The following is a 26,261-nucleotide window of genomic DNA, read 5'->3' as shown; positions in this document are numbered from 1 at the left end:
CTGTCGGGCGACGCGAGGCACCTTCAGAGGTGCCGGAAAGCGGCGCTTTGCGTTAGAATGCACGGCCTCCCAGCACACCCCTTCCCCAGAGGCTGTCCCGAAGATGTTGATCCTGCGCGGTGCTCCCGCCCTTTCCGCTTTTCGCCACGGCAAACTGCTCGAGCAACTGACCCAGAAGGTCCCCGCTGTCAGCGGACTCTATGCCGAGTTCACCCACTTTGCCGAAGTGACTGGCGTGCTCGGAGGCGAGGAGGAGCAAGTCCTGGCCCGTCTGCTCAAGTACGGCCCCAGTGTGCCGGTGCAGGAGCCCAGCGGCCGGATGTTCCTGGTGGTGCCGCGCTTCGGCACCATCTCGCCCTGGTCGAGCAAGGCCACCGACATCGCCCGCAACTGCGGCCTGGCCAAGGTCGAGCGCCTCGAGCGCGGCATTGCCTACTACGTGGCCGGCGAGATCAGCGAGGCCGACGCCCAGCTGATCGCCAGCAGCCTGCACGACCGCATGACCCAGCTGGTGCTGGCCGGCATGGAAGAGGCCGCCGGCCTGTTCAGCCATGCCCAGCCCAAACCGCTGACCGTGGTCGACATCCTCGGCGGCGGCCGTGCCGCGCTGGAGAAGGCCAACGTCGAGCTGGGCCTGGCGCTGGCCGAAGACGAGATCGACTACCTGGTGAAGAGCTTCGTCGAGATGGGGCGCAATCCCCATGACGTCGAGCTGATGATGTTCGCCCAGGCAAACTCCGAACACTGCCGCCACAAGATCTTCAACGCCAGCTGGGACATCGACGGCCAGGCGCAGGAGAAGAGCCTGTTCGGCATGATCAAGAACACCTACGAGATGCACCGCGAAGGCGTGCTGTCGGCCTACAAGGACAACGCCTCGGTGATCGAGGGCTTCACCGCCGGCCGCTTCTTCCCGGACCCGGTGACCCGCCAGTACGGCGCCACCCAGGAGCCGGTGCACATCCTGATGAAGGTGGAGACCCACAACCACCCGACCGCCATCGCTCCCTTCCCCGGCGCCTCGACCGGTTCCGGCGGCGAGATCCGCGATGAAGGCGCTACCGGCCGCGGCGCCAAGCCCAAGGCCGGCCTGACCGGCTTCACCGTCTCCAACCTGCAGATCCCCGGTTTCGAGCAGCCCTGGGAGAAGCCCTACGGCAAGCCCGAGCGTATCGTCACCCCGCTGGACATCATGATCGAAGGCCCGCTGGGCGGCGCCGCGTTCAACAACGAGTTCGGCCGTCCGGCCCTGACCGGTTACTTCCGTACCTTCGAGCAGGCTATCGACACCCCACATGGTGAGGAAGTGCGCGGCTACCACAAGCCGATCATGCTTGCCGGCGGGATGGGCAACATCCGCGCCGAACACGTGCAGAAGGGTGAAATCTCCATCGGCGCCAAGCTGATCGTCCTCGGCGGCCCGGCCATGCTCATCGGCCTGGGCGGCGGCGCGGCCTCCTCCATGGCCACCGGCGCCAGCTCCGCCGACCTGGACTTCGCCTCGGTGCAGCGCGACAACCCGGAAATGGAACGCCGTTGCCAGGAAGTGATCGACCGCTGCTGGCAGCTGGGCGCGGAAAACCCCATCAAGTTCATCCACGACGTCGGTGCCGGCGGCATCTCCAACGCCCTGCCGGAACTGATCAACGACGGTGGCCGCGGCGGTCGCTTCGAGCTGCGCGCCGTGCCCAACGACGAGCCGGGCATGAGCCCGCTGGAAATCTGGTGCAACGAATCCCAGGAGCGCTACGTGCTCTCCGTGGACGCCGCCGACTTCGAGCGCTTCAAGGCCATCTGCGAACGCGAGCGCTGCCCCTTCGCCGTGGTCGGCGAGGCCATCGAAGAACGTCACTTGACCGTGGCCGACAGCCACTTCGGCAACAAGCCGGTGGACATGCCGCTCGAAGTGCTGCTCGGCAAGCCGCCGCGCATGCACCGTTCGGTCAGCCGCGAGGCCGAGCTGGGCGATGACTTCGCCGCCGCCGCGCTGGACATCGACGAAGCCGTCAGCCGCGTGCTGCGCCACCCGGCCGTGGCCAGCAAGAACTTCCTGATCACCATCGGCGACCGCACCATCACCGGCCTGGTGGCCCGCGACCAGATGGTCGGCCCCTGGCAGGTGCCGGTGGCCGACTGCGCCGTGACCGCCACCAGCTTCGACGTCTACACCGGCGAAGCCATGGCCATGGGCGAGCGCACTCCGCTGGCCCTGCTGAATGCTGCCGCCTCCGGGCGCATGGCCATCGGCGAGACCGTCACCAACCTGGCCGCGTCGAAGATCGAGAAGCTCTCCGACATCAAGCTCTCCGCCAACTGGATGGCCGCTGCCGGCCACCCGGGCGAGGACGCCCGCCTGTACGACACCGTCCGGGCCGTGGGCATGGAGCTGTGCCCGGCGCTGGGCATCACCATCCCGGTGGGCAAGGACTCCATGTCCATGAAGACCCGCTGGCAGGATGAGGGTGTGGACAAGTCCGTCACCTCGCCGCTGTCGCTGATCGTCACCGGCTTCGCGCCGGTCAGCGACATCCGCAAGACCCTGACCCCGCAGCTGCGCCTGGACAAGGGCGAGACCGACCTGATCCTGATCGACCTCGGACGTGGCCAGAACCGCCTGGGCGGCTCGATCCTCGCCCAGGTCTACAGCAAGCTCGGCCAGCAGGTGCCTGACGTCGACGACGCCGAAGACCTCAAGGCCTACTTCGCCGTGATCCAGGGCCTGAACGCCGATGGCCACCTGCTGGCCTACCACGACCGTTCCGACGGTGGCCTGCTGGCCAGCGTCCTGGAAATGGCCTTCGCCGGCCACTGTGGCGTGGACCTCTACCTCGACGCCCTGGCCGACAGCCGCGACGGCGTGGCCGCCGTGCTCTTCAACGAAGAACTGGGTGCGGTCATCCAGGTTCGCCAGGACGCCACCCCGGAAGTGCTGGCACAATTCAGCGCTGCCGGCCTCGGCGAGTGCGTGGCGGTGATCGGCCAGCCGGTCAACGGCGCCAATGTCGCCATCAGCTTCAATGGCGAGGCCGTGTTCGGCGGCGAGCGCCGCATGCTGCAGCGCCAGTGGTCGGAAACCAGCTACCAGATCCAGCGCCTGCGCGACAACGCCGACTGCGCCGATCAGGAATTCGATGGCCTGCTGGAAGAAGACAACCCCGGCCTGTCCGCCAAGCTGGCCTTCGACGTCGACCAGGATATCGCCGCGCCCTACATCAAGAAGGGTGTGCGTCCGCAGGTGGCGATCCTCCGCGAGCAGGGCGTCAACGGCCAGGTGGAAATGGCCGCCGCCTTCGACCGCGCCGGCTTCTCCGCCATCGACGTGCACATGAGCGACATCCTCGCCGGCCGCGTCAGCCTGGACGACTTCAAGGGCCTGGTGGCCTGCGGTGGCTTCTCCTATGGCGACGTGCTCGGCGCCGGTGAGGGCTGGGCCAAGTCGATCCTCTTCAACACCCGTGCCCGCGACGGCTTCCAGGCCTTCTTCGAGCGCAAGGACAGCTTCGCCCTCGGCGTGTGCAACGGTTGCCAGATGATGTCCAACCTGCACGAGCTGATCCCCGGCACCGAGTTCTGGCCGCACTTCGTACGTAACCGCTCGGAGCAATTCGAAGCCCGCGTCGCCATGGTCCAGGTGCAGGAGTCGGCCTCGATCTTCCTGCGCGGCATGGCCGGATCGCGCATGCCCATCGCCATCGCCCATGGTGAAGGCCATGCCGAGTTCGAAAGCGAGGAAGCCTTGCTCGAAGCCGACCTGTCCGGTTGCGTGGCCATGCGCTTCGTCGACACCCACGGCAAGGTCACCGAGCGCTACCCGGCCAACCCCAACGGTTCGCCCCGTGGCATCACCGGCCTCACCAGCCGCGATGGCCGCGTGACCATCATGATGCCGCACCCGGAGCGGGTATTCCGCGCCGTGCAGAACTCCTGGCGCCCGGACGAGTGGCAGGAAGACGGCGGCTGGATGCGCATGTTCCGCAACGCCCGCGTCTGGGTGAATTAAAAGCGGCCGAAGGCCATCTGATGACCCTCTCCCGCTTGCGGGGCTCATCGGCACGTTTTGGAAGCACTGCTTCCTGTGCCGATGAGCGCCTGAGCGCGAAGCGATCAGGCCGGGGCGCGGAGCGGGTTGCCCGAAGGGCGGGAGAGGGCGGTTTGAAACCGCTCGGAGCCTGACCAGATGGGCGGGAAAGGGCCATTTTTGGCCCGCTCAGATATCGACAGCAAAAGGCGGGAGAAGGCACTCTTCTCCCGCCTTTTCGTTTCCGAGCCCTGCCCATGCCGGACCCGATACTCCCCGAAGTCCGCCTGCTCCAGCCCGGCGACCGCTGCCTGCTCTGCCGCTGCGGCCGTTCCGCGCAATTGCCCGATTGCCCCGTCGGCTGCGCCGAAGGCGTGCACCTGACTGCCCGACGCGAGCAGCGCCTGTTGCTCTGCCGCTGTGGCCAGTCCGCTCGGCTGCCCTGGTGCGATGGCAGCCACAGCCCGCCTGCCAATGGCCTGGGCCAGCGCTGGCGGCGTTTCTGGAAAGGTGAGTAGGGCGTCGCACTTATCGCCACGTGCACTAGGGGAGCGCAGAACGCTTTTTCTCCGCGTGGGTCCAACTCGCGGTATGTGACCGGCGCCTCGGCAATGGCTGAAGTCAAAGTGCCACTATTCGTGGCATCGTTGCCGGGCATGATCCAGCCATCCGACTCATGCGGAGAACCTGATGTACAAGTTGTGTTTTTACGTTCCGGAAAGCCACCTGGAACCTGTGAAGAAGGCCATTTTCGGCGCGGGCGGCGGGCGCATCGGCGCCTATGACAGCTGCTGCTGGCAGGCCCTGGGCCAGGGCCAGTTCCGCCCGTTGGAGGGCAGCAAGCCCTACCTCGGCCAGGCCGGAGCGGTCGAGCAGGTGGCCGAGTGGAAGGTGGAGATGGTGGTGGCCGACGAGCTTATCCACGAAGCGGTCAAGGCCCTGAAAAAGGCCCATCCGTACGAAACGCCCGCCTTCGAAGTCTGGCGCCTGTCCGACTTGGTGTTCTGATCAGCGAAACGCCGCCCTGTAGGTGCCAGGCGTGCCACCCACGGCAGCGCGGAAGCGGTTGCTGAAGTGGCTGGCGCTGGCGAAGCCGCAGGCCAGGGCGATCTCCCCCAGCGGCAGCTCGGTATCGCGCAACAGCTTGCGTGCCCGAGCGAGGCGGCGCGCCAGCAAGTACTGATGTGGCGGCATGCCGAAGCTCTCGCGGAACATCCGCGCGAAGTGGTACTCCGACAGCGCCGCGAAGGTGGCCAGTTCACCCAGGCTGATGGGCTCGGCCAGGCGGTTCTCGATGTAATCCACCAGGCGCCTGCGCAAGGCCGGTGCCAAACCACCCTTCAGACGTAATCCCTCACGCAGCCCAACCTGGGTCAGCAGGCTGTGGTGGATCATGTCGAAGGCCAGGCTGGTGGCCTGCAGGCGCTCGCCGGGTTCGTCCCAGTCCAGGCGGACCAACTGGTGGAAGTTCTGTGCCTGCTGCGGATCATCGAGGAAGGTCCGCTCATGCAACTGCAACTCGCGGGGCTCGCGGTCCAGCAGGGTCACCGCGGCCTGGGCGAAGTGCTCGGCGCTGAAGTAGAGGTGGGCCAGGCGAATCTCACCGTTGATCACCCAGGAAGACTCATGCTCGGCCGGCAGGACGCAGAGTTTGTCCGGCGCGCCCTTGGTATCCGGGCGCTCGCGGCGGAAGGTGCCGGTGCCGCCCGCCAGGTAGCAGGACAGGGTGTGGATCTTCGGCCCCTGGTAGTCCCGCGCATCGTGGTGGTTGCTCCAGAGCGCCGCGCCCAGGCCGTCGCCCAGCTCGGCACTGTGCTCCAGGCGAGCGTTGGGCGAGCTGCTGAGGGACTGGAAGACCTGGTTCTGTTCGAGTAACGACATGGGCGTTGCCGGGCCGGGGTGTGAATGGGGTCCATGCTAGCGCGCGTGGGCGCAGGGGGGCAGCCGTCTGACGAGATAAGCGCAAGTTTGTGCAAGCGCTCGGGCAGGGGCGGGCGGAGACTGGCGCCATCGAAATCGGAGTCGCGGCAATGAACCTGTCCCTCTATCTGCTCACCGTCCTGATCTGGGGTACCACCTGGATCGCCATCAAGCTGCAGATGGGCAGCGTCGCGATTCCCGCTTCCATCGCCTACCGTTTCGCCCTGGCGGCTGCCGTGCTCTTCGCCGTGCTGCTGCTCAGCCGCCGCCTGCAGAAGCTCGACGGCCGCGCCCAGTTGCTCTGCCTGGCCCAGGGCCTATGCCTGTTCTGCGTCAACTTCATGTGCTTCTACACCGCCAGCCAGTGGATCCCCAGCGGCCTGATAGCCGTGGTCTTCTCCACCGCGACCTTGTGGAACGCCCTGAATGCGCGGATTTTTTTCGGCCAGCGCATCGCGCCCAACGTCCTCGCCGGTGGCGGCCTCGGCTTGCTGGGCCTGGCGCTGCTGTTCTGGCCGGAGCTGGCGGGCCATGCCGCCAGCCGCGAGACCTTGGTCGGCCTGGGCCTGGCCCTGGTGGGCACCCTCTGCTTCTCGGCCGGCAACATGCTCTCCAGCCTGCAGCAGAAGGCCGGCCTGAAACCACTCACCACCAACGCCTGGGGCATGCTCTACGGCGCCCTGTTGCTATCGGCCTGGTGCCTGGCCAGCGGCACGCCCTTCGGCATGGAGTGGAATACCCGCTACATCGGTTCCCTGCTGTACCTGGCCATCCCCGGCTCGGTGATCGGCTTCACCGCCTACCTGACCCTGGTAGGACGCATGGGCCCCGAACGCGCCGCCTACTGCACCGTGCTCTTCCCGGTGGTGGCGCTGAACATCTCGGCCTTCGTCGAGGGCTACCAGTGGACCCTGCCGGCCTTGTTCGGCCTGGCCCTGGTGATGGCTGGCAACGTCCTGGTGTTTCGCAAACCCAAGCCTGCCGCTCCGGTCGCTGCCGCGGCGGGCCGCGCATGAGCGCCGGTCGCGTGGTGCGCAGCCGCGACTTCACCGCAGACCGGGCCTGGGGCGCGCTGGACATCGCCAACCTCGACGGCACCACGGTACGCCTGCACTGGACCGACCAGCCCTATGTCTGGCACGTCAACGACGGCCGCGAGGTCTTCGTGGTGCTGGATGGCGACGTGGAGATGCGTTACCGCGAACAGGGTGAGGAGTTGCGGGTGCTCCTCGGCGCCGGCGACCTCTTCTACGCCGAGGTCGGCTGCGAGCACGTTGCCCATCCACGCGGTGCGGCGCGCATCCTGGTGGTGGAGCAGGAAGGCAGCGTCTAGCGCGCTGGCTCTCAGCGGAATCTCGCGAACACAGACTCGGACAGCAGTAGAGCGGCCAGTACCGGGTAGCACAGGTAATGAACCAGGAACAGCAGCACGCCCATGGGGCTGGGGGTGTCCTGCAGCGTCATCATCGCCAGCAGTCCGAGGTACATCACCCCGAGCAGGCCGCCATAGGCGAGGACGATGCGCCAGCGCTCGCCCGGCTGCGGCGCGCGGCGCTGGATCACGCGGAAGGCGAGGGCGAGCAGGGCGGCTGTGGCCGCGGCGATCAGCAGGGTGGCGAAGATCCCGCCGACCTTCACGAAGCTGCGCAGCAGGAGATTCAGGACAACGGCCAGGGCCACGCCGCCGACGGCGTAGCGCAAGGGAAGCGACATGGTCATTTCTCGTGGCTGAGGTGGAGAAACTGTAGCCCGGATGCAAGCCGGGAGCGGTGACCCGCGCAGTTTCCCGGATTTCACCCGGGCTACGGAAAAATTCTGCGTCCGGCTGTAACGCCAACAGGCGAGCGTTCTCTACCTCTATGTCCGGCCTGCAAGACCGGCTCACAACCACCTTCGAGGACGCACGAAAATGACCATCAAAACCTCCGCCACCATGACCGGCTTTGCCCTGGCACTGACCGCCGCCAGCCTGTTCGCCAGCCTGCCCACCCAGGTCATGGCCGAAGAGGGCATGGTGCACTGTTACGGCATCAACGCCTGCAAAGGCCAGAACGACTGCAAGACCGCCAATAACGCCTGCAAGGGCCAGGGCGCCTGCAAGGGCCAGGGCTTCAAGAGCACCACGCTGGCCGAGTGCAAGTCCTCTGGCGGCAAGGTCGGCGCCTGATGGGGCTGGGGGTGGCCCTCGGGCCACCCCGGTCCAGGGAGACCTGTCATGCATGAGCAACCCGCCAGCCTGGGTTTCGGCCTGGGGCTGAGAAGCCAGTACCACCAGGAGGTACTCGATCAGCTGCCTGCGGTGGACTGGTTCGAGGTGATCTCCGAGAACTACCTGGTAAGCGGCGGCAAGCCGCTCTACTACCTGGACGCCATCGCCGAACGCTACCCGCTGGTAATGCACGGCGTGTCCCTGTCCATCGGCGGTCCGCACCCACTGGATCGCGATCATCTGCGCCAGCTCAGGACCCTGGCCGAGCGCATCGGCCCGCGCTGGATCTCCGACCACCTCTGCTGGAGCCGCGGCAACGCCCACCAATTGCACGACCTGCTGCCGCTGCCCTTCACCGAGGAATGCCTGGCCCATGTGGCCGAACGGGTGCGGCAGGTGCAGGATGCCCTCGGCCGCCCGCTGGTGCTGGAGAATGTGTCCAGCTATCTGCGCTGCGCCGATAGCGAGATGAGCGAATGGGAGTTCCTCGCCGCCCTGGTGGAGCGCAGCGGCTGTGAGCTGCTGCTGGATGTGAACAACGTCTATGTCAACGCGCGCAACCAGGGTTTCGACCCTTGGGAGTTCATTCGCGCACTGCCGGCCGGGGCCATCCGCCAGCTGCACCTGGCTGGCCACAGCGACTACGGCCACTACCTGATCGACACTCACGACGCGCCGGTGTCGGACCCGGTCTGGCGGCTCTACCAGCGCACCCTGGAGCACCTGGGACCGGTCGCCACATTGCTGGAGCGCGACGACCATCTGCCGCCCCTGGATGAGTTGCTGGCCGAGCTGGACAAGGCGCGGGAGCTGGCTGCCGCCACCTTGGCGAAGGAGGTCGCATGGGCCTGAAAGAGTTCCAGCAGCGCTTCGAAACCTACCTACTGGACGACAGCGGCGCGCCGGCTGCGGAGCTGCTCGACGTCATCCGTGGCGGCCCAGCGCTGGGGGCGCTGGAGGGCCTGGGGATCTACCATCACGCCTACCGGGCGCGGCTGGTGGAGGCCCTGCGGGGAGACTATCCGACCGTGCACCACTGGCTGGGCGACGATGAGTTCGAGGCCCTGGCCCATGCCTACCTGCGCGCCCATCCTTCCGCTCATTTCAGCCTGCGCTGGCTTGGCGCGCGCCTGGCCGATTTCATCGAGTCCTGGCTGGTGCCTGAACAGGCCGCACCCCTGGCCGAGCTGGCGCGGCTGGAGTGGGCCTTCACCCTGGCCTTCGACGCTGCCGACGGCGAATCGCTGACCCTGGAGCGGATGGCGCGGTTGTCGGCCGGGGAGTGGCCGGAGCTGCGTCTGGCGCTGTTGCCCAGCGTGCAGCAGGTGCCGTGCCGGCATAACAGCCTGTCGCTGTGGCGCGCGGTGAAGGAGGGGCGTGAGTTCCCCGGCAGCCGGCAGCTGGAGGGGCCCGAACTCTGCCTGGTCTGGCGCCAGGGTCTGGTCGGGCAATACCGCAGCCTGGCCGAGGAAGAGGGCAGGGCGCTGCTGGGCATGGTGGAGCAGGGATGGAGTTTTGCCCGACTCTGCGAGGCGCTGGGCAAGCCGATGCAGGCGGCGCAGTGGTTGAAGCTGTGGATAAGTGAAGGGCTGGTGGGGCGGGGCTGATGGGTATCGCTACGCTCGCGGAACGCCGCCCGCCCCATCCTACAGCTCCACGCCGAGGCCGAAGCGTTTCTTCAGCACCCTGTCCAGCAGACTTCTCGGCACCCAGCGCGCCAGCATCGGCAAGGCCCGGCTGCCATTGCCGATGCGCACCAGTGCCGGGCGGGGCTTGCGTCGCACGGCGGCCAGCAAGGAGCGCGCGAACGCTTCGGCCGAGGTGGGGTTGTCCTGGGAAGCACGGGCGCGGGCGCGGATGCCCTCGCGCAGGGGCCACCAGGGCGAGCCTTCGGCGATCACGGCCTCGGCTTCGCGGCTGGCGTTCGCGCCGAAGCTGGAGGCGATGGCGCCGGGCTGCACTTCCATCAGCTCGATGCCGAAGGGCGCCAGTTCCAGGCGCAGGGCATCGCTCAGGGCGTGCACGGCGGCCTTGGAGGCGCAATAGGCGCCGGCGAAGGGGGTGACAAGCACGCCGGACACGCTGCCGATGTTCACCACCAGGCCACGGCGCTTGCGCAGCAGCGGGAAGCAGGCGCGGGTCAGGTCCACCAGGGCGAAGACATTGGTCTCGAACTGCCGGCGCAGCGCCTCGGCGCCACCGTCCAGCAGCGGACCCATGGCGCCGAAGCCGGCGTTGTTCACCAGCACGTCGAGGCCGCCGGCTTCGGCTTCCAGGCGATCGGCCAGCGCGGCGACGGCGGCCTGGTCATTGACGTCCAGGGCGACCGCGGTGAAGCCGGCGGCTTGCAGTTCGGCCAGGTCCTCAGGCTTGCGGGCGCTGGCCCAGACGCTGTAGCCGCTGGCCTTGAAGGCGTCGGCGAGGGCGCGGCCGATGCCGCTGGAGCAGCCGGTGATCAGGGCGGTGGGAGTGGGCATTTAGAGTCCTTTGCTGGGTTGGCGTCTGGCGGCCCTCTCCCCCGGCCCCTCTCCCTGAAGAGGAGAGGGGAGACAAGCGGCCCGTGCCGGATTCGATCACCGCGCGGACCGCTCCCTCTCCCTTCAGGGAGAGGGCTGGGGAGAGGGTGCTGTCAGTTCAGTCGACGAATTTGCCACGCAAACCGGCGGCGCGAAACTCCAGGGATTGCGGGCGATAACCCTGGCGAATGGGCGGCAGGGCCAGGCAATCCTGCCATTGGGCCCCGGGCTGGATTTCGGCGGGTCCCAGGTAACGCGGGCGATCGTAGCTGGCCTGGGCAAGGTTGATGGTGTCGCCGGGGCGGAAGGCCTGCACTTGCCAGGCGAAGTCGCGCAGGGTGGCGTCGCCGCCATTGCGTATCTGGATGGCCAGCGGGCGGTCGGCGGGGCAGCTTTGCGGGCTGTAGCTGAGCTGGATTGTCAGGCGGGCGAAGCGGCGTTCTTCGCTTTGCTCTTCCCAGAGCACCCAGAGTGCGATCAGGACTACGCCGAGCACGGCCGAGAGGGACAGCGACAGGGCCTTGGCCGGGTAGCGCACCAGTAGGACCAGCCAGGTCAGGAAGAGAATGGCGCCGATAAGCATTGGGAAACCTCCTTGAGGCTTCCCATGCTAGCAGAGCGTTCAGGGCCGCTGAGGGCAGTGCAGGAGCCAGCTTGCTGGCGAACGGGGCAACCTTTCGCGAGCAAGCTCGCTCCTACAGGAGCGTGCCAGCCCTAGCGGGCGATGCTGTGCACGGTCGCGCTCTGCGGGGCGCGGCCGTAGACGTCATCCAGACGCTCGATGTCGTCTTCGCCGAGGTAGCTCCCGGACTGCACTTCGATGATCTCCAGCGGGATCTTGCCGGGGTTGGCCAGGCGGTGCACCGAGGCGATCGGGATGTAGGTGGACTGGTTCTCGGTGAGCAGGAACACCTTGTCGTCGCAGGTCACCTGGGCGGTGCCGGAGACCACGATCCAGTGCTCGGCACGGTGGTGGTGCATCTGCAGCGAGAGCTGCGCGCCGGGCTTGACGGTGATGTGCTTGACCTGGAAGCGGCCGCCCATGTCCACGGAGTCGTAGGAGCCCCAGGGACGGTACACGGCGCAGTGGTTCTGGGTTTCGCTGCGGCCGTCGGCGTCCAGCGTGTTGACCAGTTTCTTCACGTCCTGCACGCGGTCCTTGTGGGCGATCATCATGGCGTCCTTGGTCTCGACGACCACTATGTCGTCCAGGCCGATCACCGACACCAGCTTGCCGTTGCCGTGCACCAGGCAGTTGTGGCTGTCCTGCACCACCACGTCGCCCTTGGTGACGTTGCCGTTCTTGTCCTTGTCGTGCACTTCCCAGATCGAGCTCCAGCTGCCCACGTCGTTCCAGCCGGCGGACAGCGGCACCACGCAGGCGCGTTCGGTCTTCTCCATCACCGCGTAGTCGATGGAGTTGTCCGGGCAGCAGGCGAAGGTGGCCGAGTCGATGGTCACCGCGATGCCGTCGCGCTTGCTGCGCTCCAGGGCCAGCAGGCAGGTGTCGTAGATATCCACTTCGTGCTGCTTGAGCTCTTCCAGGAAGCGGCTGGCGCGGAACAGGAACATGCCGCTGTTCCAGAAGTAGTCACCGGAGGCCACGTATTCGCGGGCCTTTTCCTCGTTGGGTTTCTCGACGAACTGGGCGACGCGGCTGATGCCGTCAGGCAGACCGGCGTCGGTCTTGCTGCGGATGTAGCCGTAGCCGGTTTCCGGGCGTTCGGCGGGAACGCCGAAGAGCACCATCTCGCCCTTCTCAGCGGCGCTGGCGGCCAGAGCCAGGGCCTGCTCGAAGGCGTTCTGGTCCTTCAGCACGTGGTCGGCCGGCAGCACCAGCATCAGCTCGTCACGGCCTTCGGCCACCAGTTGCATGGCGGCGATCGCCACTGCCGGCGCGGTGTTGCGGCCGAAGGGCTCCAGCAGCATGGTCTGGGCCTGCAGGCCGATGCCGTCCAGCTGCTCCTGGACGATGAAACGGTGATCCTGGTTGGCCACCAGTACGGCCGGCTGCATGCCCTCGAAGTTCAGGCGCTGCAAGGTCTGCTGGAACAGGGTCTGTTCACCGGTGAGGGCGAGGAACTGCTTGGGATACTGCTTGCGCGAAAGAGGCCAGAGGCGAGAGCCGCTACCGCCAGAGAGGATCACGGGAATCATGGTGTTTCTCCTAGAACTGTCATGGGTTTGGGGCGCTGCTTCCATCGATCACATTTCTTTCTTATTCCCGCCCTCTGCGTGGCAGGTGGGGCCGGCGCGGTTCAGCCCGCGCCGGCTAGTGCTTCGTTACCGCTGCTCAGGATTCGGCCGGGCGCTTGACCCAGACCGGGGAGAGCTTGCCGCCGCTGCCGGTGATGTAGAGGCAGACCACTTCGCCGCGCTGCAGGGAGACCGGCTTCAGGTCGCTGACCTTGCGATCGCCGTCGAACAGGGCGAGGCCGACTTTCACCGGGTTGATCTCGCGTTCGCCGCGGCCTTGCGGGGCCACGTCCGCGACGACCGGGGTCTTGCCATCGGCGGTCTTCAGGGTGAGCTTGGCGTCAGACAGGTTCTGCACCCGCAGCAGGGCCTTCTGCTTGTTCCTGAAGGCCGGTTCTTCCACCAGTTGCGGGTCCTTGCCGGCCTGGTTGACCAGGGTGTAGTAGCGGTCCGCTTCCAGCTTCACCGAGAGGTTGCCGCTGCCGACCTGGGCGCTGTAGTTACCGGCCGGGAGGAACTTGAAGTCACTGGAACCCTGCGGCGGCACGTCGGTCAGCGCGGTGTTGCCGACATTGACGCTGAGTTCGCTGCTGCCGGCGTTATAGGCGCGAACGAAGGCGGAGCCCTTGGGTGCCTTCGGGCCGTAAAGGCCACCTTCATCGGCATTGGCCTGCAGGGCGCCGAGGCCGAGCACCAGGGCGCACGCATACGACTTCCAGCGGCGGTTGTTCTGTCGGGTCATGAGGTGTACCTCCATCTTCTCTCTTGAACGGGCCGTATCCGGCCCTGTTTTCCCCTTTGCGAGGGGGATTCTTCAGTTGCCCGAGCGCAAGGCCAGGCGTTCGTCACCGGCCGCGCCCTTGCGCAGGCTGGCGACCCATTCGGGGTCGAAGTCGGACAGGTCGCTCTGCATCGGCAGGTAGCGTTCGGGGAATTCCCAGATCACCAGTTGCGGTGCGGCGTCCTTCAGCTCGTCGCTCTGCAGGTACTTGAGCATCGGCAGGATCGGGCCCTGGCCATCCTCGGCGTGGTTCACCAGGTCGCGTTGCAGCGCCTGGCGCAGGGCGCCGGCGAAGTTCCACTTGTCGTTGGCGCTGTAGCTGGTGCCGACCAGCACGACCGGCACTTCGTTCTCGGCGAACAGGGCGTCGTCACCGGCGGCATCTTCCTGGCTGCGGGTTGCGCGTTTCTGCAGCTGGTCCGGGGCCGGCATCAGGTTCTCGAACAGCGGGTCCAGGGGCAGGAAGCGGGTCAGGTCGCCCTTGTAGTCCTCGTTGCCCTGGGCTTCGGTGATGTACTGCTGCGGAGTGCCGCGCAGGTCGATGGTCTTGCCTACGACCTGGCCCAGGCGACCGGCCACCACTTCGGCGCCCAGCGGGCTCCAGTGGGTGTCGGTGCGCAGGAAGACCTGGCCCTGGTTCTTCGCGTCCTCGAGGGCGGCGAGCAGGTCCGGGGCGATGATCCCGGCCTTGCGCGCGACGCCGCGGAAGCGCTGGTAGAGGTCCTGGCGCAGGGCGGTGGGAGTGGCTTCACCGACATGCTCCGGATAGAGCCGCGACTTGGACGGGACTATCGCCAGCACCAGTTCCACGTTGCGCCGTGCCAGTTCGTCACGCACGCCCCCGATCAGCGCCAGGTTGTCGCGCACGTGGCGAGAGCCGTCGGCCACTGGGTCGAACTCCTCGTCCGAATAGAGCCAGCCGTCCTGGCCGATGACCACGCCCTGGCGGCCTTCGCCGAACAGTTTGTAGTCCAGCAAGGCCCAGAGGTTGGTGCCCAGTTGCTTGACCGGGAATTCCGCGTCGTAGCGCTTCTCGAAGGCCTGGGCCAGCTTGCCGTCCAGCACGCTGGTCTCCTTGGACACCGAGAAGCCCAGCACACCGCGCATGGACCAGAGGCTCAACGCCAGCAGAAGGCCGGAGAAGAGCAGGATGTAGAGCAGGTTCAAGGTTCTGTTCATGGTCGGCTCCCCTCAGAACTGGAAGTAGAGGAAGGGCGAGAAACTCTGCGCCGAGAGTTTCAGCACCGAGGCGGCGAACAGCAGGAGCACGGCGGCGTGGAAAGCCAACGCGCCGATCTGGATTCGGGCCCGGGGCAGCACTGCGGTGCCGTCGGCACTGGCGATGACGGTCTCGTCTTCCTCCTTCGCCTTGGCCTTGGGCGCTCCGGCAAGCGGCTGGGCATAGAACTGGCGGATGCCGAAGATGGCCAGCACCACGTAGGCCAGCACCAGGGTGGCGATCTGCAGGCTGGTGAGCTGGGCGCGGTTGAGCTCGGAGAGCTGCCAGTCACCGAAGCTGAACATGGCGGCGTACATGCGCCAGGCCACATCCAGGTTCTCGGCGCGGAAGATCACCCAGCCGATCACCACCAGCAGGAAGGTGAAGGCCCAGCGCAGTGGCTGGATCGCGCGCGGCGCGGCGTTCACGCCGAGGGCGCGCTCGATGGCCAGCCAGGCGCCGTGCCAGGCACCCCAGATGATGTAGGTGAAGTTGGCGCCGTGCCACAGCCCGCCCAGCAGCATGGTGAGGAACAGGTTGCGGTAGGTCTGGAAGGTGGTGCCGCGGTTACCGCCGAGGCTGATGTAGAGGTAGTCGCGCAGCCAGGTGGAGAGGCTGATGTGCCAGCGCCGCCAGAACTCGGTGATGGACTGGCTGATATAGGGCTGGTTGAAGTTCTCCATGAAGCGGAAGCCCATCATCAGGCCGAGGCCGATGGCCATGTCGCTGTAGCCGGAGAAGTCGAAGTACAGCTGCGCGGTGTAGGCCAGGGCGCCGAGCCAGGCATCGCCCGTGGTCGGGTCGGAGAGGGCGAAGCAGTGATCGGCGATGGGCGCGATGCTGTCGGCGATGAAGACCTTCTTGATGAAGCCCTGCATGAACCGGGTGCAGCCTTCGGCGAACTTGTCGACCGTGTGGGTGCGGTGGTTGAACTGGTCGACCAGGTCCTTGAAGCGCAACACCGGGCCGGCGATCAGGTGCGGGAAGATCGCCACGAAAGCGGCGAAATCCACCAGGTTACGGGTGGCCGGGGTGTCGCCGCGGTAGACGTCGATGATGTAGCTGATGGACTCGAAGACGTAGAAGGAAATCCCGATCGGCAGCAGGATGTGCGTGAGCACGAAAGGCTCCATGCCGAAGGAGGAGATGATGGCGTTGAGGCTGTCGACGCCGAAGTTGGCGTACTTGAAGTAGCCGAGGACGCAGAGGTCCACTGCCACGCCGAGGAGCAGCCATTTCTGCGCGGTCTTCGTGCGCACCCCGGCCGCGCCTATGCGCAGGCCGATCCAGTAGTTGAACACCGTGACCACGGCGAACAACGCCAGGAAGTCGATGCGCCACCAGGCGTAGAAGATGTAGCTGGCGACCAGCAGCAGCAGGTTTCGATAGCGTGTCCCGACCAGGTAGTACAAGCCGAGGAATATCGGCAAGAACAGGAACAGGAACACGTTTGAAGAAAAGACCATCCGAGTCTCTCCATTGAACGTTTGATTTCAGGCCCGCCACGTTGGGGCGGGGGCGCTTTTTTCTCCCCTCTCCCGCAAGCGGGAGAGGGGGCTGTCCGAGTGCGGCGTTAGCTCCCCCCTTCCTTCTTCGGGTGGAACACCTGGGTCACGTCCCCGCCGAGGCGGAAGGTCTTGTAGGGACCCATTTCGTCCTTCCACTCCACCGTTGAGGCGGAGCAGGAGTAGAGCGAGCACCAGGGCTCCAGCCAGGAGAACTTGTCGTGCTTCTTCAGCTCGCTCATGTCCTGGTCCTTGCCGGTCTTCCGGTCGAAGGCCTTCTGGTCATCCACGCCGGCGATCACCTTCTCGCCGAGGCGGCGCAGGGCGCCGTCGTTCTCCTCGCGCAGGTCCACGCCATTGGCCTGGGCGAAGCTGGCGACCATCGCCAGCGGCGGCAGGCTGTAGTTGTGGTAGGCGAGGGCGCGCTGGTTGCGCTTGAGTTCGTTGGGCAGGAAGCCGTCCCGGTCCACCTGGCCGGCGGCCACACGGAACTGCGCCACCGACCAGTCGAAGAGATCCTGGCGGTTGGTCGCCACGGCGGTGGCCATCACCGACCAGGCGGCCCAGTAGGAGTGGTTGTTGATCTTCTTCAGCGGCAGGTCGCTCCAGTCGTGCACCACCTGGTCGGCCAGGCGCGAGAACCAGGACTCGATCACCTGGGTCTGGGCGCGGTAGGGGGCCAGCGGTTGCGACTCGGAGAACTTCAGGCGCAGGTAGGCCGAGGCCATGCTGCCGAGAGCCCATTTGCGCATGGACATGCCGGTGTGGTTGTACTGGGTGCTGAGCAGGGCGTTGGCCTGGGCCCAGTTGCCCAGCCATTGCAAGGTGCATTCGAGCTGGGTGCGCTGGCCTTCGCGCATGTACTGCATGACCATCTTGCTGATGCCGCGCTCCATCTCGGTGATGTCGGCGGTCTTCTCGCGGAAGGCCTTTTCCGCCTTCGGATTGAGCGTGGCGCGGGCCTTGTCGGAGCCTTCGTACTTGCTGCGGAACTCCAGCTTGGCGGTGTAGGGCGCTGGCGGTGCCTTGCAGCTGCCGCCGGACTTGGCATCGACATCCACCGGGGCATAGTAGCCCCGGGGGGGAACCAGGTTTGCGGCGTGGCCCTGCCCGGCGAGCAGGATGCCCGCGAGCAGGGGTGCGATCAGCCAGGGTCTGGTGTTCATGGATACCTCCTTCCTCACTCGGCCTTCGCCGTGAGGTTGGCCCCGCCCTTGCCGGGACGTGCGCAGAGGCTCACCTCGACGCTGAGGTCCTGGGGCATCTGTTCGGGGCTGTGGATTTCCAGGGCAAGCATGTTCAGGTCGGCCCAATCCGGGTCGTTACGCAGTTCGAAGGCGTAGCGGCCACCGGTGTCGATGCGGTCGCTCTGTTCCAGCTTGAAGTTCTCGCGGCGGCCGTTGAGGTACCAGATGGTGGTCTTGAGCTCGTGGATCGATGGATCGCTGAGGCGCAGGTCCACCTGGTAGTCGCGGCCGCGCAGGTCGCGCAGCGGCGCGCCCTTGCCATTGACCAGCACCTCGTTGGCGCCGGGCTTGAGCTTGACCTTGTTCTTCAATAGCGCCGGGCGGCCTTCGCAACCATTGCCCACCATCGGCAGCGCCTGGCGATAGAAGCTCGCCTGGCCCATGTCGTAGTGAGTGGCGAATTCCCAGATCAGCACCTTGGGCGGGTTCTCGTGGAATTCCTTGCTGCTCATGTACTGCATCAGGGCGCTCTCGAAGCCGCCGCCGCTGACCGCCATGTTGAGTACTTCGGCGCCGCTGTGCTGTTGCAGGAAACCGGCGAAGTTGTAAGCCGGACCGCTGTTACTGGTGCCTACCAGGGTCACCTTCGGGTTGGACTCGTCGCCGAACAGGCTGTCGCCGCCGCCACCACCGCCTGCTGCCTCGGTCTCGAAGCGGTCGACGTACTGGGTGGCGTAGCCGCCGGTGCCACAGAGCTGGGCGGCGGTCTTGTGCAGGGTGCCGGCCTTGGGCAGCAGGCCGACCACCTTGCTCTCGTACTCCAACTTCGGAATGGCGTCGAAGCCGGGGATCTGCTTCAGGGTCTCGGCCACCAGCTTGGCGGTGCGATCGGCGCCGGCCGGGGTCCAGTGGTGGTCGGCCTTGAAGTAGTAGTCGGTGTCCACGCCCTTCTCGTCGAACAGCGGCGAGAGGTCAGTGACCCAGATGCCGGCCTTGCGGAACTGGGCAACAGCGGCCAGGTAGTTCTTCTTCGCCAGGTCGTAGTTGAAGTGGGCCTTCTCTTCCGGGGTGAGCTTCTCTCGGTTGATCAGGCCACGGGTCGGCTGGTAGACCACCATCAGCTCGACGCCCTTGGCCTTCAGCGCATCGTGCAGGCGGCGGAATTCGCTCCAGCCATAGGGCGTGGTGCCGAAGTCGGTGCGCAAGTCGTACTGGGTCCGGAACAGCCAGTCGCCCTGGCCCTGTACCAGGGTGGTGAAGAAGCTCAGGTACTTGGTGTTGTAGCTGGCCGGGTTCTGGGCGACCGCGCAGAGCGGGCCGGTGCGCTGCACGCTGTATTGCGGAGCGGCCTGGGCGCCACTGGCACATGCCAGCAGGGCGGCGGCCAGGGCGGAGGGGGTGAACCATTTGCGGGATAGTCTGTTCATGATCCTGTGCCTCAATCCTGGAGTTCGGCCTGGCTTTCGACGGGGTCGATCAGCACCGCCTGCTTGCGGCGCACCATCAAGTCGAGGATTTCTTCCTGCTTTTCGCCGAGCACGCCGGCGAAGCTGATGCCGGTGGATTTGCTCGGCGCGAGCAGCTCGACGCGATACAGCTCGACCGATAACGGCGAGTCGATGGAAAGGGGGCTGGAGCCGTTGCCGGCGAGCTTGCCGCCGACCAGGATCATCGAAACCTTGGCGTCGAAGGGGTCGAGCGCGATGTTCCGGTCGGTGTCGGAAAGATCCTTGATATGGCCAAGCACGCCGGTCAGGCCGTTGGCCGCGGAGAGGTTCTCGTACAGGCGGATGTTCACGCTGTTGCGCACACGGATGCCGTGGCGCTGGTTGTTGAGGACCTTGTTGCCCCAGAGCAGGTTGTTCGAGCTCTCGTAGATCGTGATGCCGTCGGCATGGTTCTGGTAGACCTCGTTCCAGGCCACCAGGTTGTTGATCGAGTTACGGTCGATGACGATGCCCGAGAGCTTGTTGTCGTAGCTCTTGTTGTGGACGATCCAGCTGTCATCCACCTCACGGGAAACGATGATTCCGTGCTTCTTCTTGGTACCAAAGACGGTGTTGTTGGCGATGATCAGGCCGCGGGAACGGTCGTGCGGGTCGATGCCGTAGACGATGTTGTCGCGGTAGGTATTGCCCTTGATCACCACGTTCTCCGCCTCGAAGCAGTAGAAGCCGTACCAGTGGTCGACGAACTCCGAATCCAGCAGCCAGCCGGTCGGCGCCGAGCGCTTCAGGCGCTTGGCCTGGCCCGGGGTGTACTGGGTGATGGAGACGCCGTAGGACTTGGAGTTGTCGTAGCCGAGGCTGGTGACGGTGCTGCCGACTATGTAGAGCTCGCTGCCGCCCCAGGACACCAGGAAGGGACGGAACTCATCGGGCTTGCGGAACGAGGCCGGGGCCTTGTCCTGCTCGCGCCAGGCGGTGAGCCTGGTGCCAGTGATGAACAGCTTGCCGTCGTTGACCAGGAAAGCGCCGCGCTCCTGGGAGAGGCGGAAATCCTTGGTGCTCTTGCCGATCTCCAGGCTCGCATCGTGGCCCACCACCAGCGGCAGGCGGGCCAGGTAGACGCCCGGCTCGGTCTCGCTGAACTGGCTGTCGGGCAGGGCCTTGGCCAGGTCTTCCGGGGTCACGTAGCCGCCTTCGATGAAGATCGCCTGGGGCATGGCCTGCTGGCGCTTGACCCATTCGCGCAGACGCTCGTCGCCGCCGATGAAGTCCTTCAGCGCATCCTGCTGGAGCATGCGCTTGACTACCACGCGGCCGCGGGTCTTGCGGTCGATCTTCGCTTCCACCGCCTGGGCGGTATAGCCGGACATGTCCGGCAGCTTGGGTGTTTCCAGGTGCAGCTGTTCGGCCGGCGCGGTGGATATCGTGTAGTTCTTGGTTTCCTTGAGCTCCTGGGTCGGCTCGGCGCCCTGGACCCAGGGCGCGGCGAACTGCAGGGCGCCAAGCATGACGCCGCTTGCCAGCAATGTGGTTCCCATGCTGCGTTTCATGGCTGTTCCTCCCGTGCGCCGGACGTCCATCAGAAGCGCCAGATGAAGTCGACGAAGGCGCGATGCATCAGCGAGTCGGTACCGCTGGCATAGGCATCGCCCGGCTTGAACACGCCGCCACGCAAGCGCACCAGGGCCGAACGCTCGTCCAGGTGCTCGGCCATGGAAGCCGGCAGCAGGCCTTGCTTGAAGTAGCGGGTGACCACCAGGTCGACCTCCTGGCCGATGTCCTTCTCGCCGTCTTCCAGCGGCGCGATGATCCCGCTCTGGCCCACGTCCTGGTTGTCGTCGACGCGCCAGAAACGGTGGTAGACCAGGCTCGCGTCGTAGTCCTCGCCCATCTGCCAGGAGGTGAAGGCACTGGCCACCTGCAGGTTGCTCAGCTCGCCGCGGAAGGCCTCGCCGAAGCGGTGCATGCGTGCCTCGGTGCCGGTGAAGTTGGAGCGGTTGCTCTCAAGTCCGGTCTGGCGGAACTGTTCGGAACTGTCGTCATCGCCGCCGCCGCTGCCACGGGCGTAGGCGCCGCCGACCTTCCATTGCTCGTCGATGGTCCAGCGCAGGCCGAGGTCCAGGGCCCAGGCGTCGACATCGACGTTGCGCGAGCCGCTGGCGACGCTCTGGTTGCCCAGGGTGGTCTGTTCCAGCTCGTCCACGTCGCCGGTCAGCCAGGTGGCCTGCGCCCAGTAGTTGAGCGGCAGGGTGGAACGGCGGTCGAAGAAGCCGCCGTCGGCTTCCAGGCCCAGCCAGGTGAGGTCGCCGGTGGTGCGCTTGGACAGTTCGTCGACTTCCTCGCCCACGTTCGGCAGGTCGCCGCTGTCGCGGCTGTGGTGGAGCTTGGCGCCGACCCAGTGGCCGGGTCGCCACTGGGTGGAGATGTCGCCGAAGAAGTGCTGGCGGTCCTCGTCTTCCGGCGCCAGTTCGTCGATATCGGTGCGATAGTCGCTGAAGCGCTCGGCGACGCCGGCGTGGGCGCGCAAGAGGGTGGTGTCGAAGGTCCAGCGCAGGGACTCGATATTGGTGTCCCACCAGGTGCCTTCCTCGCTGCGCACGCGCTGGCGACCGAAGCGCAGGTGCTCGCCGGGATAGGCGGTGAGGCCGCCGTAGTCGACCCAGAATTCACGCAGGGCCAGGTAGCTCTTGTCCGGCTCGCGGCCGTCGTTGCGCTGGCTGGAGTCGGACTCGATATCGCTGGACTCCAGGGTGTCGGTCTCGACGATGTCGGTGGCGGTGACCGCCTGGCCCATGGCGAAGGCGCTCCACTCGCCGCGCTCGCCGTAGGCCCAGGGGCGCAGGTCGAGACCGATGCCCTCGACGTCGCCACCGTTGCGGGTGCCGAGGTCGCGGTCGTCTTCGGACTGGGCGGTGATCTTCACGTCCAGGCCGAAGTTGCGGCCCTCCGGCTGGGCGGCGTGGGCGATGCCCGTGGCCAGCAGGGAAAGGCCGAGGCTGGCGTGAATCCAGGGATTCTTGTTCATGCGTTTCTCATCTCTCATGTTCCGCGGTCCGCGCTCTTTCGTAGGTTGTGGCTGAGCTACGCGAAGCCCAACGTTTGCCGTACGCCGCTGTCGGGCTTCGCTGCGCTCTGCCCAACCTACGGGGGGCTGCGGATGGGGATTCATAGGTTGCTCATCTGGGTGTCGGGCGCCGCGGTGCCGCGTGCGGCCCGTTCTTCGCGCAGGAGCTGTTCGGCGCGGGCGCGGTCGGCCGGCGACAGTTGCTGCTCCACCAGCCGCGCCAGCTCGAGGGCCTGCGGCGTGTTCTTGGGCAGTGCCAGCTGGCTGAATACGTAGGCGTTGACCGGATTGGGCCTTACGCCCTTGCCCTGGGAGTACATCTGGCCGAGGGCGAAGTCGGCGTTGATCTGGCCGCTGCGCGCGGCGGCGAGCAGGTGGTTCAGGGCCTTGTCCGGATCGATGTCGCCCAGGTAGCCACGCAGGTAGATCTGACCCAGCAGGTAATTGGCGCTGGGCTCGGTGGGGGCGGCCTTCAGCAGGTGCTGCTCGGCCTTCTTCGGGTCCAGCGGCACCAGCTTGCCTTCGTAGTTGAGGCGGCCGAGCAGCAGTTCGGCGCGGGGTAGGGAAGCGGCGCGGCCCTTTTCCAGGTAGCCCAGCATCTGCTCGGTATCGCCGAGCGCCGGGTATTCGTAGAGCAGCTTGGCCAGGCTGACCCAGGCGGCGGGGTAGGTCGGGGCCACTGCTTCCAGCAGCTCCTGCGCCTTGCCTTCATCGGGCTTGCCGAGGTCGGCGTCGGCCAGCACCAGGGCCACCGACTCCACCCGCTGGGCGGGGATGCGTCCGGCGTGGTAACCGGCCATCAGGCCATCCAGCAACTTCTGCTGGGCATCGCTGTTGCCCTGCTTCTGGTAAACGGTGGCCAGCTCGACATAGCAGACGTCGGCCAGGGCCAGGTTGCGGGTGCAGATCTGCTCGATCTCGCCCAGGTGCTGATCGTAGGTGCCCTGGGTGCGATAGAAGAGAATCTGTGCCAGCTCGGCCTGGATGTGGCCTTCGGCGCGCCATTGGGCGATGCGCGCCGGGACGGAGACCTCTGGGAAGTCCTGCGGGTACTGCAGGTAGAGCATGACCAGCGGCAGCAGGCTGCTTTCCTCGCCGGCCTGGAAGGATTCTTCCAGCAGCTGCGCGGTTTCGCGGCGTTCGGCCGGGCTCAGCTCGGCCTTGCGTGCCAGCAGCTTGCCCAGGCGCGCCTTGGCGCGGGGCGACTGGTCCATGGCCTGGCGGTAGGTCTGCTCGGCCTTTTGCAACTGCGCGGGGTCACCGCTGGCCACCTGCATGTCGGCCAGGCCGACCGCGGCGTCGGCGTAGCCGAGTTCCGCAAGCTGGCGGAAGTTCTGCTCGGCGGTGGCGCTGTCGCCGCGTTTCAGCGCCTCGGAAGCGAGGCGCTCGTCGGGCAGGCCGGCGCAGCCGGCCAGGGTCACCGCCGCGGCCAGCAGCAGAAGGGGGGAGGCGTGATGGGCCATGGTCGAGCCCTCCTTAGAAGCCTGCGGCCAGAGCGCGGTTGATCAGCCAGTCGAAGGACGGGCCACGTTCGACGCTGACTTCCACCGGCTGGCCGGCGAGGCTGCTGGGCAGCGGCTCGTCGGGCTGGATGGTGGCGCGGATGTCGGCGGACATGCTGCCGTCGTGCAGGTTGGTGCTGAGAATCTTGCCGTGGCGCACCACGTCTTCGCCGGCCACCTGGAAGCTCACGCGAGCGCCGGGTCTGGCCTGGGCGATGTTGCGGAAGGGGAAGCGCGCCTGCACGGTGGCCTGGGTGTCCTGGGGCACCAGTTCGAAGATCACGTCGCCCTTGCTGGCGAATTGGCCGTCGGCCACCAGCTGGCGGGAAATCTTGCAGTTGCAGGGGCTGGTGAGGGTGCCCTTCATCTGCTTGCCGAAGAGTTCCTCGACGTTGCCCGGCGAGAGCTGGTTGTCGGTCAGGTGGCCCTTGAGCATCTCCAGCATGGTGGCGGAGAAGGAGGCGATGGGCGCGCCCTTCTCGACCGTGGCATCGGGGCCTACCAGGCTCTGTACGGTGCCTTCGCGGGGCATGGTGACCTGCAAAGCGGGCACCGCGACCATGGCCGAGTCCGCGTGGGTGACGAAGTAGAGGCCGTAGAGGGACTTGCTGATGTAGCCGAAGGCGCCGAGTCCGACCACGAAGATGCCGAGGCTGAGGGAGACCGCCTTGAGGCGCCCGAGCGCGCTCATGCCACCACCGGCGCCGCCCTTGCGCGGCTTGGTGAAGTTCTCGCGCTGCAGGGTGTTGAGCAGGTCGCCGGCACTGACCAGCTCGCCCGAGAGGTGCGCGCTGATCAGGTAGCGCAGGGTCGCGATGTCGCGCGGCTGCAGGTTGTGGAACACGCAGCCGATGCGCTCGTGGCGGGCGTCCACGGCGCGCACCTGGAACTCGATGTCCAGGCCCAGGCTCAGGCCGTCGATCTGGAACATCAGGCGGCCCCTGTGGTGGTCACCGATCGCGGCGCCGGAGCGCCCGCCGGTGTAGGCGAAGCCGCCGGCGGAGACGTCCAGCAGCGACGCCTCGAAGCGTTCGCCACGGGCGATGTAGCGGATCTTGCCGGGGATCTTCACCCGCGCATGCTGGCGCTGGGCTTCGGATTCATGCACCACATTGAGATTGACGGCTGTATTCATGGCTTCGATTCCTGTCAGGTTCCTTGTGCTCACACGATCGCCATCAGCGTGGCGATGAATACGCTGGTTGCGGAAAAGGTCATGGCGCGTGAGGACCAGGTGTTGAACCAGCGCGAGAAGCTCGCGAGGTCACGGTTGAGCTTGGTGTTCTGGCGGGTCCAGGACTGCTGGTCCAGGCGGAAGAAGACGTAGATCTTCACCAGGGCCCCGACGATCTGGTTGTAATAGAGGATCAACGGATAGGCCGGCCCGATCCGGTGGCCGGAAATGCTCAGGAGCAAGGTCAGGACCAGCCGGGTGAGGCCGATCCACAGCAGGTACACCAGCAGGTAGGCGATGCTGTACTTCAGGCTGGCGATGATGGCCACGGCCAGGCCCAGCAGGCAGGTCCACATGGACAGGCGCTGGTCGTTGAGCACGATGGTGGTGAACAAGCCAAGGCGACTCGGGCCCAGCGCGAGGGCGCGGCTGTTCTGTCGCAGGTTGTTGCCGTACCAGCGGAACATCAGCTTGCGGCTGGCCTTGATGAAGCTCTTCTCCGGCGGGTGCTCGACCGTGTTGATCGCGGCGTCCGGCACGTAGAAGGTGTCGAAGCCCAGGCGCATCAGGCTGTACCAGCTGGACTTGTCGTCGCCGGTGAGGAACTGGAAGCGGCCGAGGCGCCAGTGGTTCAGGTGGTCGCTTTCGACGTCGGCGATGAAGTGCGGGTCGGTCACTACCCGGGCACGGAACACCGACATGCGCCCGGTCATGGTCAGCACGCGCTTGGAGAGTGCCATGGAGCACATGTTGAGGTGGCGCTGGGCGAAACGCAGCTTGTGCCACTCGCTCATGATGTAGCTGCCACGCACTTCGCAGAACTCGTTGGTGGTCAGGCCGCCGACATTGGGGAACAGCTTGAACCAGGGCACGGTCTTCCTCACCACGCCTTCGGCCAGCACCGTGTCGCCGTCGATCACCGCCACCACCGCGTCAGGCGCCGGCAGGTGCCGGGAGATGGCGCGGAAACCGTAGGCCAGGCCGTCGCGCTTGCCGGTACCGGGAATGCGCACGAAGTCCAGCTTGACCCGCGCCGGCGGCGCCAGCTTGGTCCAGAGGTTCTTCACCAGCAGCTCATCGGACAGCTCGACGATGGAGCAGACGACGGTGGTGGGATAGCCGCAGTCGATGGCTTCCTGGATGACCGAGCGGTAGACCATGGCGGTGGTCAGCGCCTCGATACGGAAGCTGGTCACCATCAGGTATACGTGGGACGGGTCCGCCGCGCTGCCGAGCTTGGCCAGGCGCCGCTTGTACCAGGGGTAGACGACGTAGAGGAACAGCGTGCCGCGCACGAAGTGCAGGGCGCCCATGGAATAGCGCCAGATGCCCACCACGCCGATCAGCAGCAGGAAGTGCTTGGAATCCGGGTCGAACACGGACTTGGGCAATGCCAGTGCCAGCAACATCAGCGCAAGGAGGTAGAACAGCCAGCCCGAGGCTTCGAGCAGGCCATGCTTGATTTTGTCCATAGGGGGAATCGTCCTGGTCGTGTTGGGCGTGCCCCCTCCCGCGAGGGGAG

The 26,261-nt window shown here is 66.3% G+C and carries 23 protein-coding genes; 8 read left to right on the top strand and 15 right to left on the bottom strand.

The features are described from left to right. Positions 1-103 precede the first annotated feature (103 nt). From purL to E8F11_RS22540, 3 genes are all read left to right on the top strand, one after another. A complete protein-coding gene (gene purL, locus E8F11_RS22550) occupies positions 104-4,000 on the top strand; it encodes a phosphoribosylformylglycinamidine synthase (protein WP_280291112.1) in 3,897 nt (1,298 codons plus the stop codon). A 275-nt stretch (positions 4,001-4,275) separates the two neighbouring features. Beyond that, positions 4,276-4,536 carry a CDGSH iron-sulfur domain-containing protein gene (locus E8F11_RS22545; RefSeq protein ID WP_280291111.1) on the top strand — a complete coding sequence of 87 codons (261 nt, stop codon included), beginning with the start codon at positions 4,276-4,278 and terminating at the stop codon, positions 4,534-4,536. A gap of 172 nt (positions 4,537-4,708) precedes the next feature. Next, positions 4,709-5,026, top strand: a complete 318-nt coding sequence (locus E8F11_RS22540) for a YqfO family protein (protein WP_280291110.1) — start codon at positions 4,709-4,711, stop codon at positions 5,024-5,026. Here E8F11_RS22540 and E8F11_RS22535 read toward each other — a convergent pair whose 3' ends face one another. Next, entirely contained in the window at positions 5,027-5,899 is an 873-nt protein-coding gene (locus tag E8F11_RS22535) for an AraC family transcriptional regulator (protein WP_280291109.1), read from the bottom strand. Positions 5,900-6,048: 149 nt separating this feature from the next. Here E8F11_RS22535 and E8F11_RS22530 point away from each other — a divergent pair, with 149 nt between their 5' ends. Further along, entirely contained in the window at positions 6,049-6,954 is a 906-nt protein-coding gene (locus E8F11_RS22530; RefSeq protein ID WP_280291108.1) for a DMT family transporter, read from the top strand. Next, a complete protein-coding gene (locus E8F11_RS22525) occupies positions 6,951-7,271 on the top strand; it encodes a cupin domain-containing protein (RefSeq protein ID WP_280291107.1) in 321 nt (106 codons plus the stop codon). Before E8F11_RS22530 ends, E8F11_RS22525 begins: the two co-directional genes overlap by 4 nt. Positions 7,272-7,282: 11 nt before the next feature. Here the strand turns inward: E8F11_RS22525 and E8F11_RS22520 are convergent, their stop codons facing one another. Further along, on the bottom strand, positions 7,283-7,657 hold the full coding sequence (locus E8F11_RS22520; RefSeq protein WP_280291106.1) for a hypothetical protein: 375 nt from the start codon (positions 7,655-7,657) through the stop codon (positions 7,283-7,285). Positions 7,658-7,847: 190 nt separating this feature from the next. On the opposite strand from E8F11_RS22520, the gene E8F11_RS22515 reads away from it, so the two are divergent. From E8F11_RS22515 to E8F11_RS22505, 3 genes are read left to right on the top strand one after another with little or no spacing between them, the layout of a single operon-like run. Then, entirely contained in the window at positions 7,848-8,105 is a 258-nt protein-coding gene (locus E8F11_RS22515; RefSeq protein ID WP_280291105.1) for a hypothetical protein, read from the top strand. Between the two features lie 48 nt (positions 8,106-8,153). After that, positions 8,154-8,999: a DUF692 domain-containing protein gene (locus tag E8F11_RS22510; protein ID WP_280291104.1), complete on the top strand. Its 846-nt coding sequence runs from the start codon at positions 8,154-8,156 to the stop codon at positions 8,997-8,999. Then, a complete protein-coding gene (locus tag E8F11_RS22505; protein ID WP_280291103.1) occupies positions 8,990-9,754 on the top strand; it encodes a DNA-binding domain-containing protein in 765 nt (254 codons plus the stop codon). Before E8F11_RS22510 ends, E8F11_RS22505 begins: the two co-directional genes overlap by 10 nt. 39 nt (positions 9,755-9,793) lie before the next feature. Here the strand turns inward: E8F11_RS22505 and E8F11_RS22500 are convergent, their stop codons facing one another. From E8F11_RS22500 to alg8, 13 genes are all read right to left on the bottom strand, one after another. After that, positions 9,794-10,624, bottom strand: coding sequence for an SDR family oxidoreductase (locus E8F11_RS22500; RefSeq protein WP_280291102.1), 831 nt, complete (start codon positions 10,622-10,624; stop codon positions 9,794-9,796). Positions 10,625-10,781: 157 nt separating this feature from the next. Then, the gene (locus E8F11_RS22495) at positions 10,782-11,246 is read right to left on the bottom strand and encodes a multidrug transporter (protein ID WP_280291101.1); all 465 of its coding nucleotides are present in this window, start codon (positions 11,244-11,246) and stop codon (positions 10,782-10,784) included. Between the two features lie 131 nt (positions 11,247-11,377). Next, positions 11,378-12,820, bottom strand: a complete 1,443-nt coding sequence (locus tag E8F11_RS22490; RefSeq protein WP_280291100.1) for a mannose-1-phosphate guanylyltransferase/mannose-6-phosphate isomerase — start codon at positions 12,818-12,820, stop codon at positions 11,378-11,380. Between the two features lie 136 nt (positions 12,821-12,956). After that, positions 12,957-13,601, bottom strand: a complete 645-nt coding sequence (locus tag E8F11_RS22485) for an alginate O-acetyltransferase AlgF (protein ID WP_280291099.1) — start codon at positions 13,599-13,601, stop codon at positions 12,957-12,959. 72 nt (positions 13,602-13,673) lie between these two features. Beyond that, complete coding sequence (locus tag E8F11_RS22480; RefSeq protein ID WP_280291098.1) at positions 13,674-14,819, bottom strand: alginate O-acetyltransferase; 1,146 nt, start codon at positions 14,817-14,819, stop codon at positions 13,674-13,676. 12 nt (positions 14,820-14,831) lie between these two features. Beyond that, positions 14,832-16,325: an MBOAT family protein gene (locus tag E8F11_RS22475; RefSeq protein WP_280291097.1), complete on the bottom strand. Its 1,494-nt coding sequence runs from the start codon at positions 16,323-16,325 to the stop codon at positions 14,832-14,834. A 107-nt stretch (positions 16,326-16,432) separates the two neighbouring features. Beyond that, entirely contained in the window at positions 16,433-17,530 is a 1,098-nt protein-coding gene (locus E8F11_RS22470; RefSeq protein WP_280291096.1) for a mannuronate-specific alginate lyase, read from the bottom strand. A 14-nt stretch (positions 17,531-17,544) separates the two neighbouring features. Next, positions 17,545-18,978, bottom strand: coding sequence for an alginate biosynthesis protein AlgX (locus tag E8F11_RS22465; protein WP_280291095.1), 1,434 nt, complete (start codon positions 18,976-18,978; stop codon positions 17,545-17,547). 11 nt (positions 18,979-18,989) lie between these two features. Next, complete coding sequence (gene algG / locus E8F11_RS22460; RefSeq protein WP_280291094.1) at positions 18,990-20,549, bottom strand: mannuronan 5-epimerase AlgG; 1,560 nt, start codon at positions 20,547-20,549, stop codon at positions 18,990-18,992. Positions 20,550-20,578: 29 nt separating this feature from the next. Beyond that, on the bottom strand, positions 20,579-22,024 hold the full coding sequence (locus E8F11_RS22455; RefSeq protein WP_280291093.1) for an alginate export family protein: 1,446 nt from the start codon (positions 22,022-22,024) through the stop codon (positions 20,579-20,581). 140 nt (positions 22,025-22,164) lie between these two features. After that, positions 22,165-23,526, bottom strand: coding sequence for an alginate biosynthesis TPR repeat lipoprotein AlgK (gene algK / locus E8F11_RS22450; protein WP_280291092.1), 1,362 nt, complete (start codon positions 23,524-23,526; stop codon positions 22,165-22,167). 13 nt (positions 23,527-23,539) lie between these two features. Then, positions 23,540-24,700, bottom strand: coding sequence for an alginate biosynthesis protein Alg44 (locus E8F11_RS22445; protein ID WP_280291091.1), 1,161 nt, complete (start codon positions 24,698-24,700; stop codon positions 23,540-23,542). A gap of 29 nt (positions 24,701-24,729) precedes the next feature. Continuing rightward, complete coding sequence (gene alg8 / locus E8F11_RS22440; protein WP_280291090.1) at positions 24,730-26,211, bottom strand: mannuronan synthase; 1,482 nt, start codon at positions 26,209-26,211, stop codon at positions 24,730-24,732. Between the last annotated feature and the right edge of the window lie 50 nt (positions 26,212-26,261).

Origin of the sequence: Pseudomonas sp. BN417 (assembly GCF_029871205.1) — a bacterium.
GTDB lineage: Bacteria > Pseudomonadota > Gammaproteobacteria > Pseudomonadales > Pseudomonadaceae > Metapseudomonas.
Note: the sequence above shows the minus strand (reverse complement) of the source record. Positions and strands in the feature narration are given on the sequence as shown.

What these genes read in the sequence shown, in the direction of transcription:
- E8F11_RS22465 (WP_280291095.1), bottom strand. Translation starts at nt 18,978, where the DNA reads ATGAACAGACTATCCCGCAAATGGTTCACCCCCTCCGCCCTGGCCGCC.
- E8F11_RS22525 (WP_280291107.1), top strand. Translation starts at nt 6,951, where the DNA reads ATGAGCGCCGGTCGCGTGGTGCGCAGCCGCGACTTCACCGCAGACCGG.
- E8F11_RS22510 (WP_280291104.1), top strand. Translation starts at nt 8,154, where the DNA reads ATGCATGAGCAACCCGCCAGCCTGGGTTTCGGCCTGGGGCTGAGAAGC.
- E8F11_RS22445 (WP_280291091.1), bottom strand. Translation starts at nt 24,700, where the DNA reads ATGAATACAGCCGTCAATCTCAATGTGGTGCATGAATCCGAAGCCCAG.
- E8F11_RS22470 (WP_280291096.1), bottom strand. Translation starts at nt 17,530, where the DNA reads ATGAACACCAGACCCTGGCTGATCGCACCCCTGCTCGCGGGCATCCTG.
- E8F11_RS22495 (WP_280291101.1), bottom strand. Translation starts at nt 11,246, where the DNA reads ATGCTTATCGGCGCCATTCTCTTCCTGACCTGGCTGGTCCTACTGGTG.
- algK (WP_280291092.1), bottom strand. Translation starts at nt 23,526, where the DNA reads ATGGCCCATCACGCCTCCCCCCTTCTGCTGCTGGCCGCGGCGGTGACC.
- E8F11_RS22515 (WP_280291105.1), top strand. Translation starts at nt 7,848, where the DNA reads ATGACCATCAAAACCTCCGCCACCATGACCGGCTTTGCCCTGGCACTG.
- E8F11_RS22530 (WP_280291108.1), top strand. Translation starts at nt 6,049, where the DNA reads ATGAACCTGTCCCTCTATCTGCTCACCGTCCTGATCTGGGGTACCACC.
- E8F11_RS22520 (WP_280291106.1), bottom strand. Translation starts at nt 7,657, where the DNA reads ATGACCATGTCGCTTCCCTTGCGCTACGCCGTCGGCGGCGTGGCCCTG.
- alg8 (WP_280291090.1), bottom strand. Translation starts at nt 26,211, where the DNA reads ATGGACAAAATCAAGCATGGCCTGCTCGAAGCCTCGGGCTGGCTGTTC.
- E8F11_RS22505 (WP_280291103.1), top strand. Translation starts at nt 8,990, where the DNA reads ATGGGCCTGAAAGAGTTCCAGCAGCGCTTCGAAACCTACCTACTGGAC.
- E8F11_RS22475 (WP_280291097.1), bottom strand. Translation starts at nt 16,325, where the DNA reads ATGGTCTTTTCTTCAAACGTGTTCCTGTTCCTGTTCTTGCCGATATTC.
- E8F11_RS22540 (WP_280291110.1), top strand. Translation starts at nt 4,709, where the DNA reads ATGTACAAGTTGTGTTTTTACGTTCCGGAAAGCCACCTGGAACCTGTG.
- E8F11_RS22485 (WP_280291099.1), bottom strand. Translation starts at nt 13,601, where the DNA reads ATGACCCGACAGAACAACCGCCGCTGGAAGTCGTATGCGTGCGCCCTG.
- algG (WP_280291094.1), bottom strand. Translation starts at nt 20,549, where the DNA reads ATGAAACGCAGCATGGGAACCACATTGCTGGCAAGCGGCGTCATGCTT.
- E8F11_RS22535 (WP_280291109.1), bottom strand. Translation starts at nt 5,899, where the DNA reads ATGTCGTTACTCGAACAGAACCAGGTCTTCCAGTCCCTCAGCAGCTCG.
- E8F11_RS22500 (WP_280291102.1), bottom strand. Translation starts at nt 10,624, where the DNA reads ATGCCCACTCCCACCGCCCTGATCACCGGCTGCTCCAGCGGCATCGGC.
- purL (WP_280291112.1), top strand. Translation starts at nt 104, where the DNA reads ATGTTGATCCTGCGCGGTGCTCCCGCCCTTTCCGCTTTTCGCCACGGC.
- E8F11_RS22480 (WP_280291098.1), bottom strand. Translation starts at nt 14,819, where the DNA reads ATGAACAGAACCTTGAACCTGCTCTACATCCTGCTCTTCTCCGGCCTT.
- E8F11_RS22490 (WP_280291100.1), bottom strand. Translation starts at nt 12,820, where the DNA reads ATGATTCCCGTGATCCTCTCTGGCGGTAGCGGCTCTCGCCTCTGGCCT.
- E8F11_RS22545 (WP_280291111.1), top strand. Translation starts at nt 4,276, where the DNA reads ATGCCGGACCCGATACTCCCCGAAGTCCGCCTGCTCCAGCCCGGCGAC.
- E8F11_RS22455 (WP_280291093.1), bottom strand. Translation starts at nt 22,024, where the DNA reads ATGAACAAGAATCCCTGGATTCACGCCAGCCTCGGCCTTTCCCTGCTG.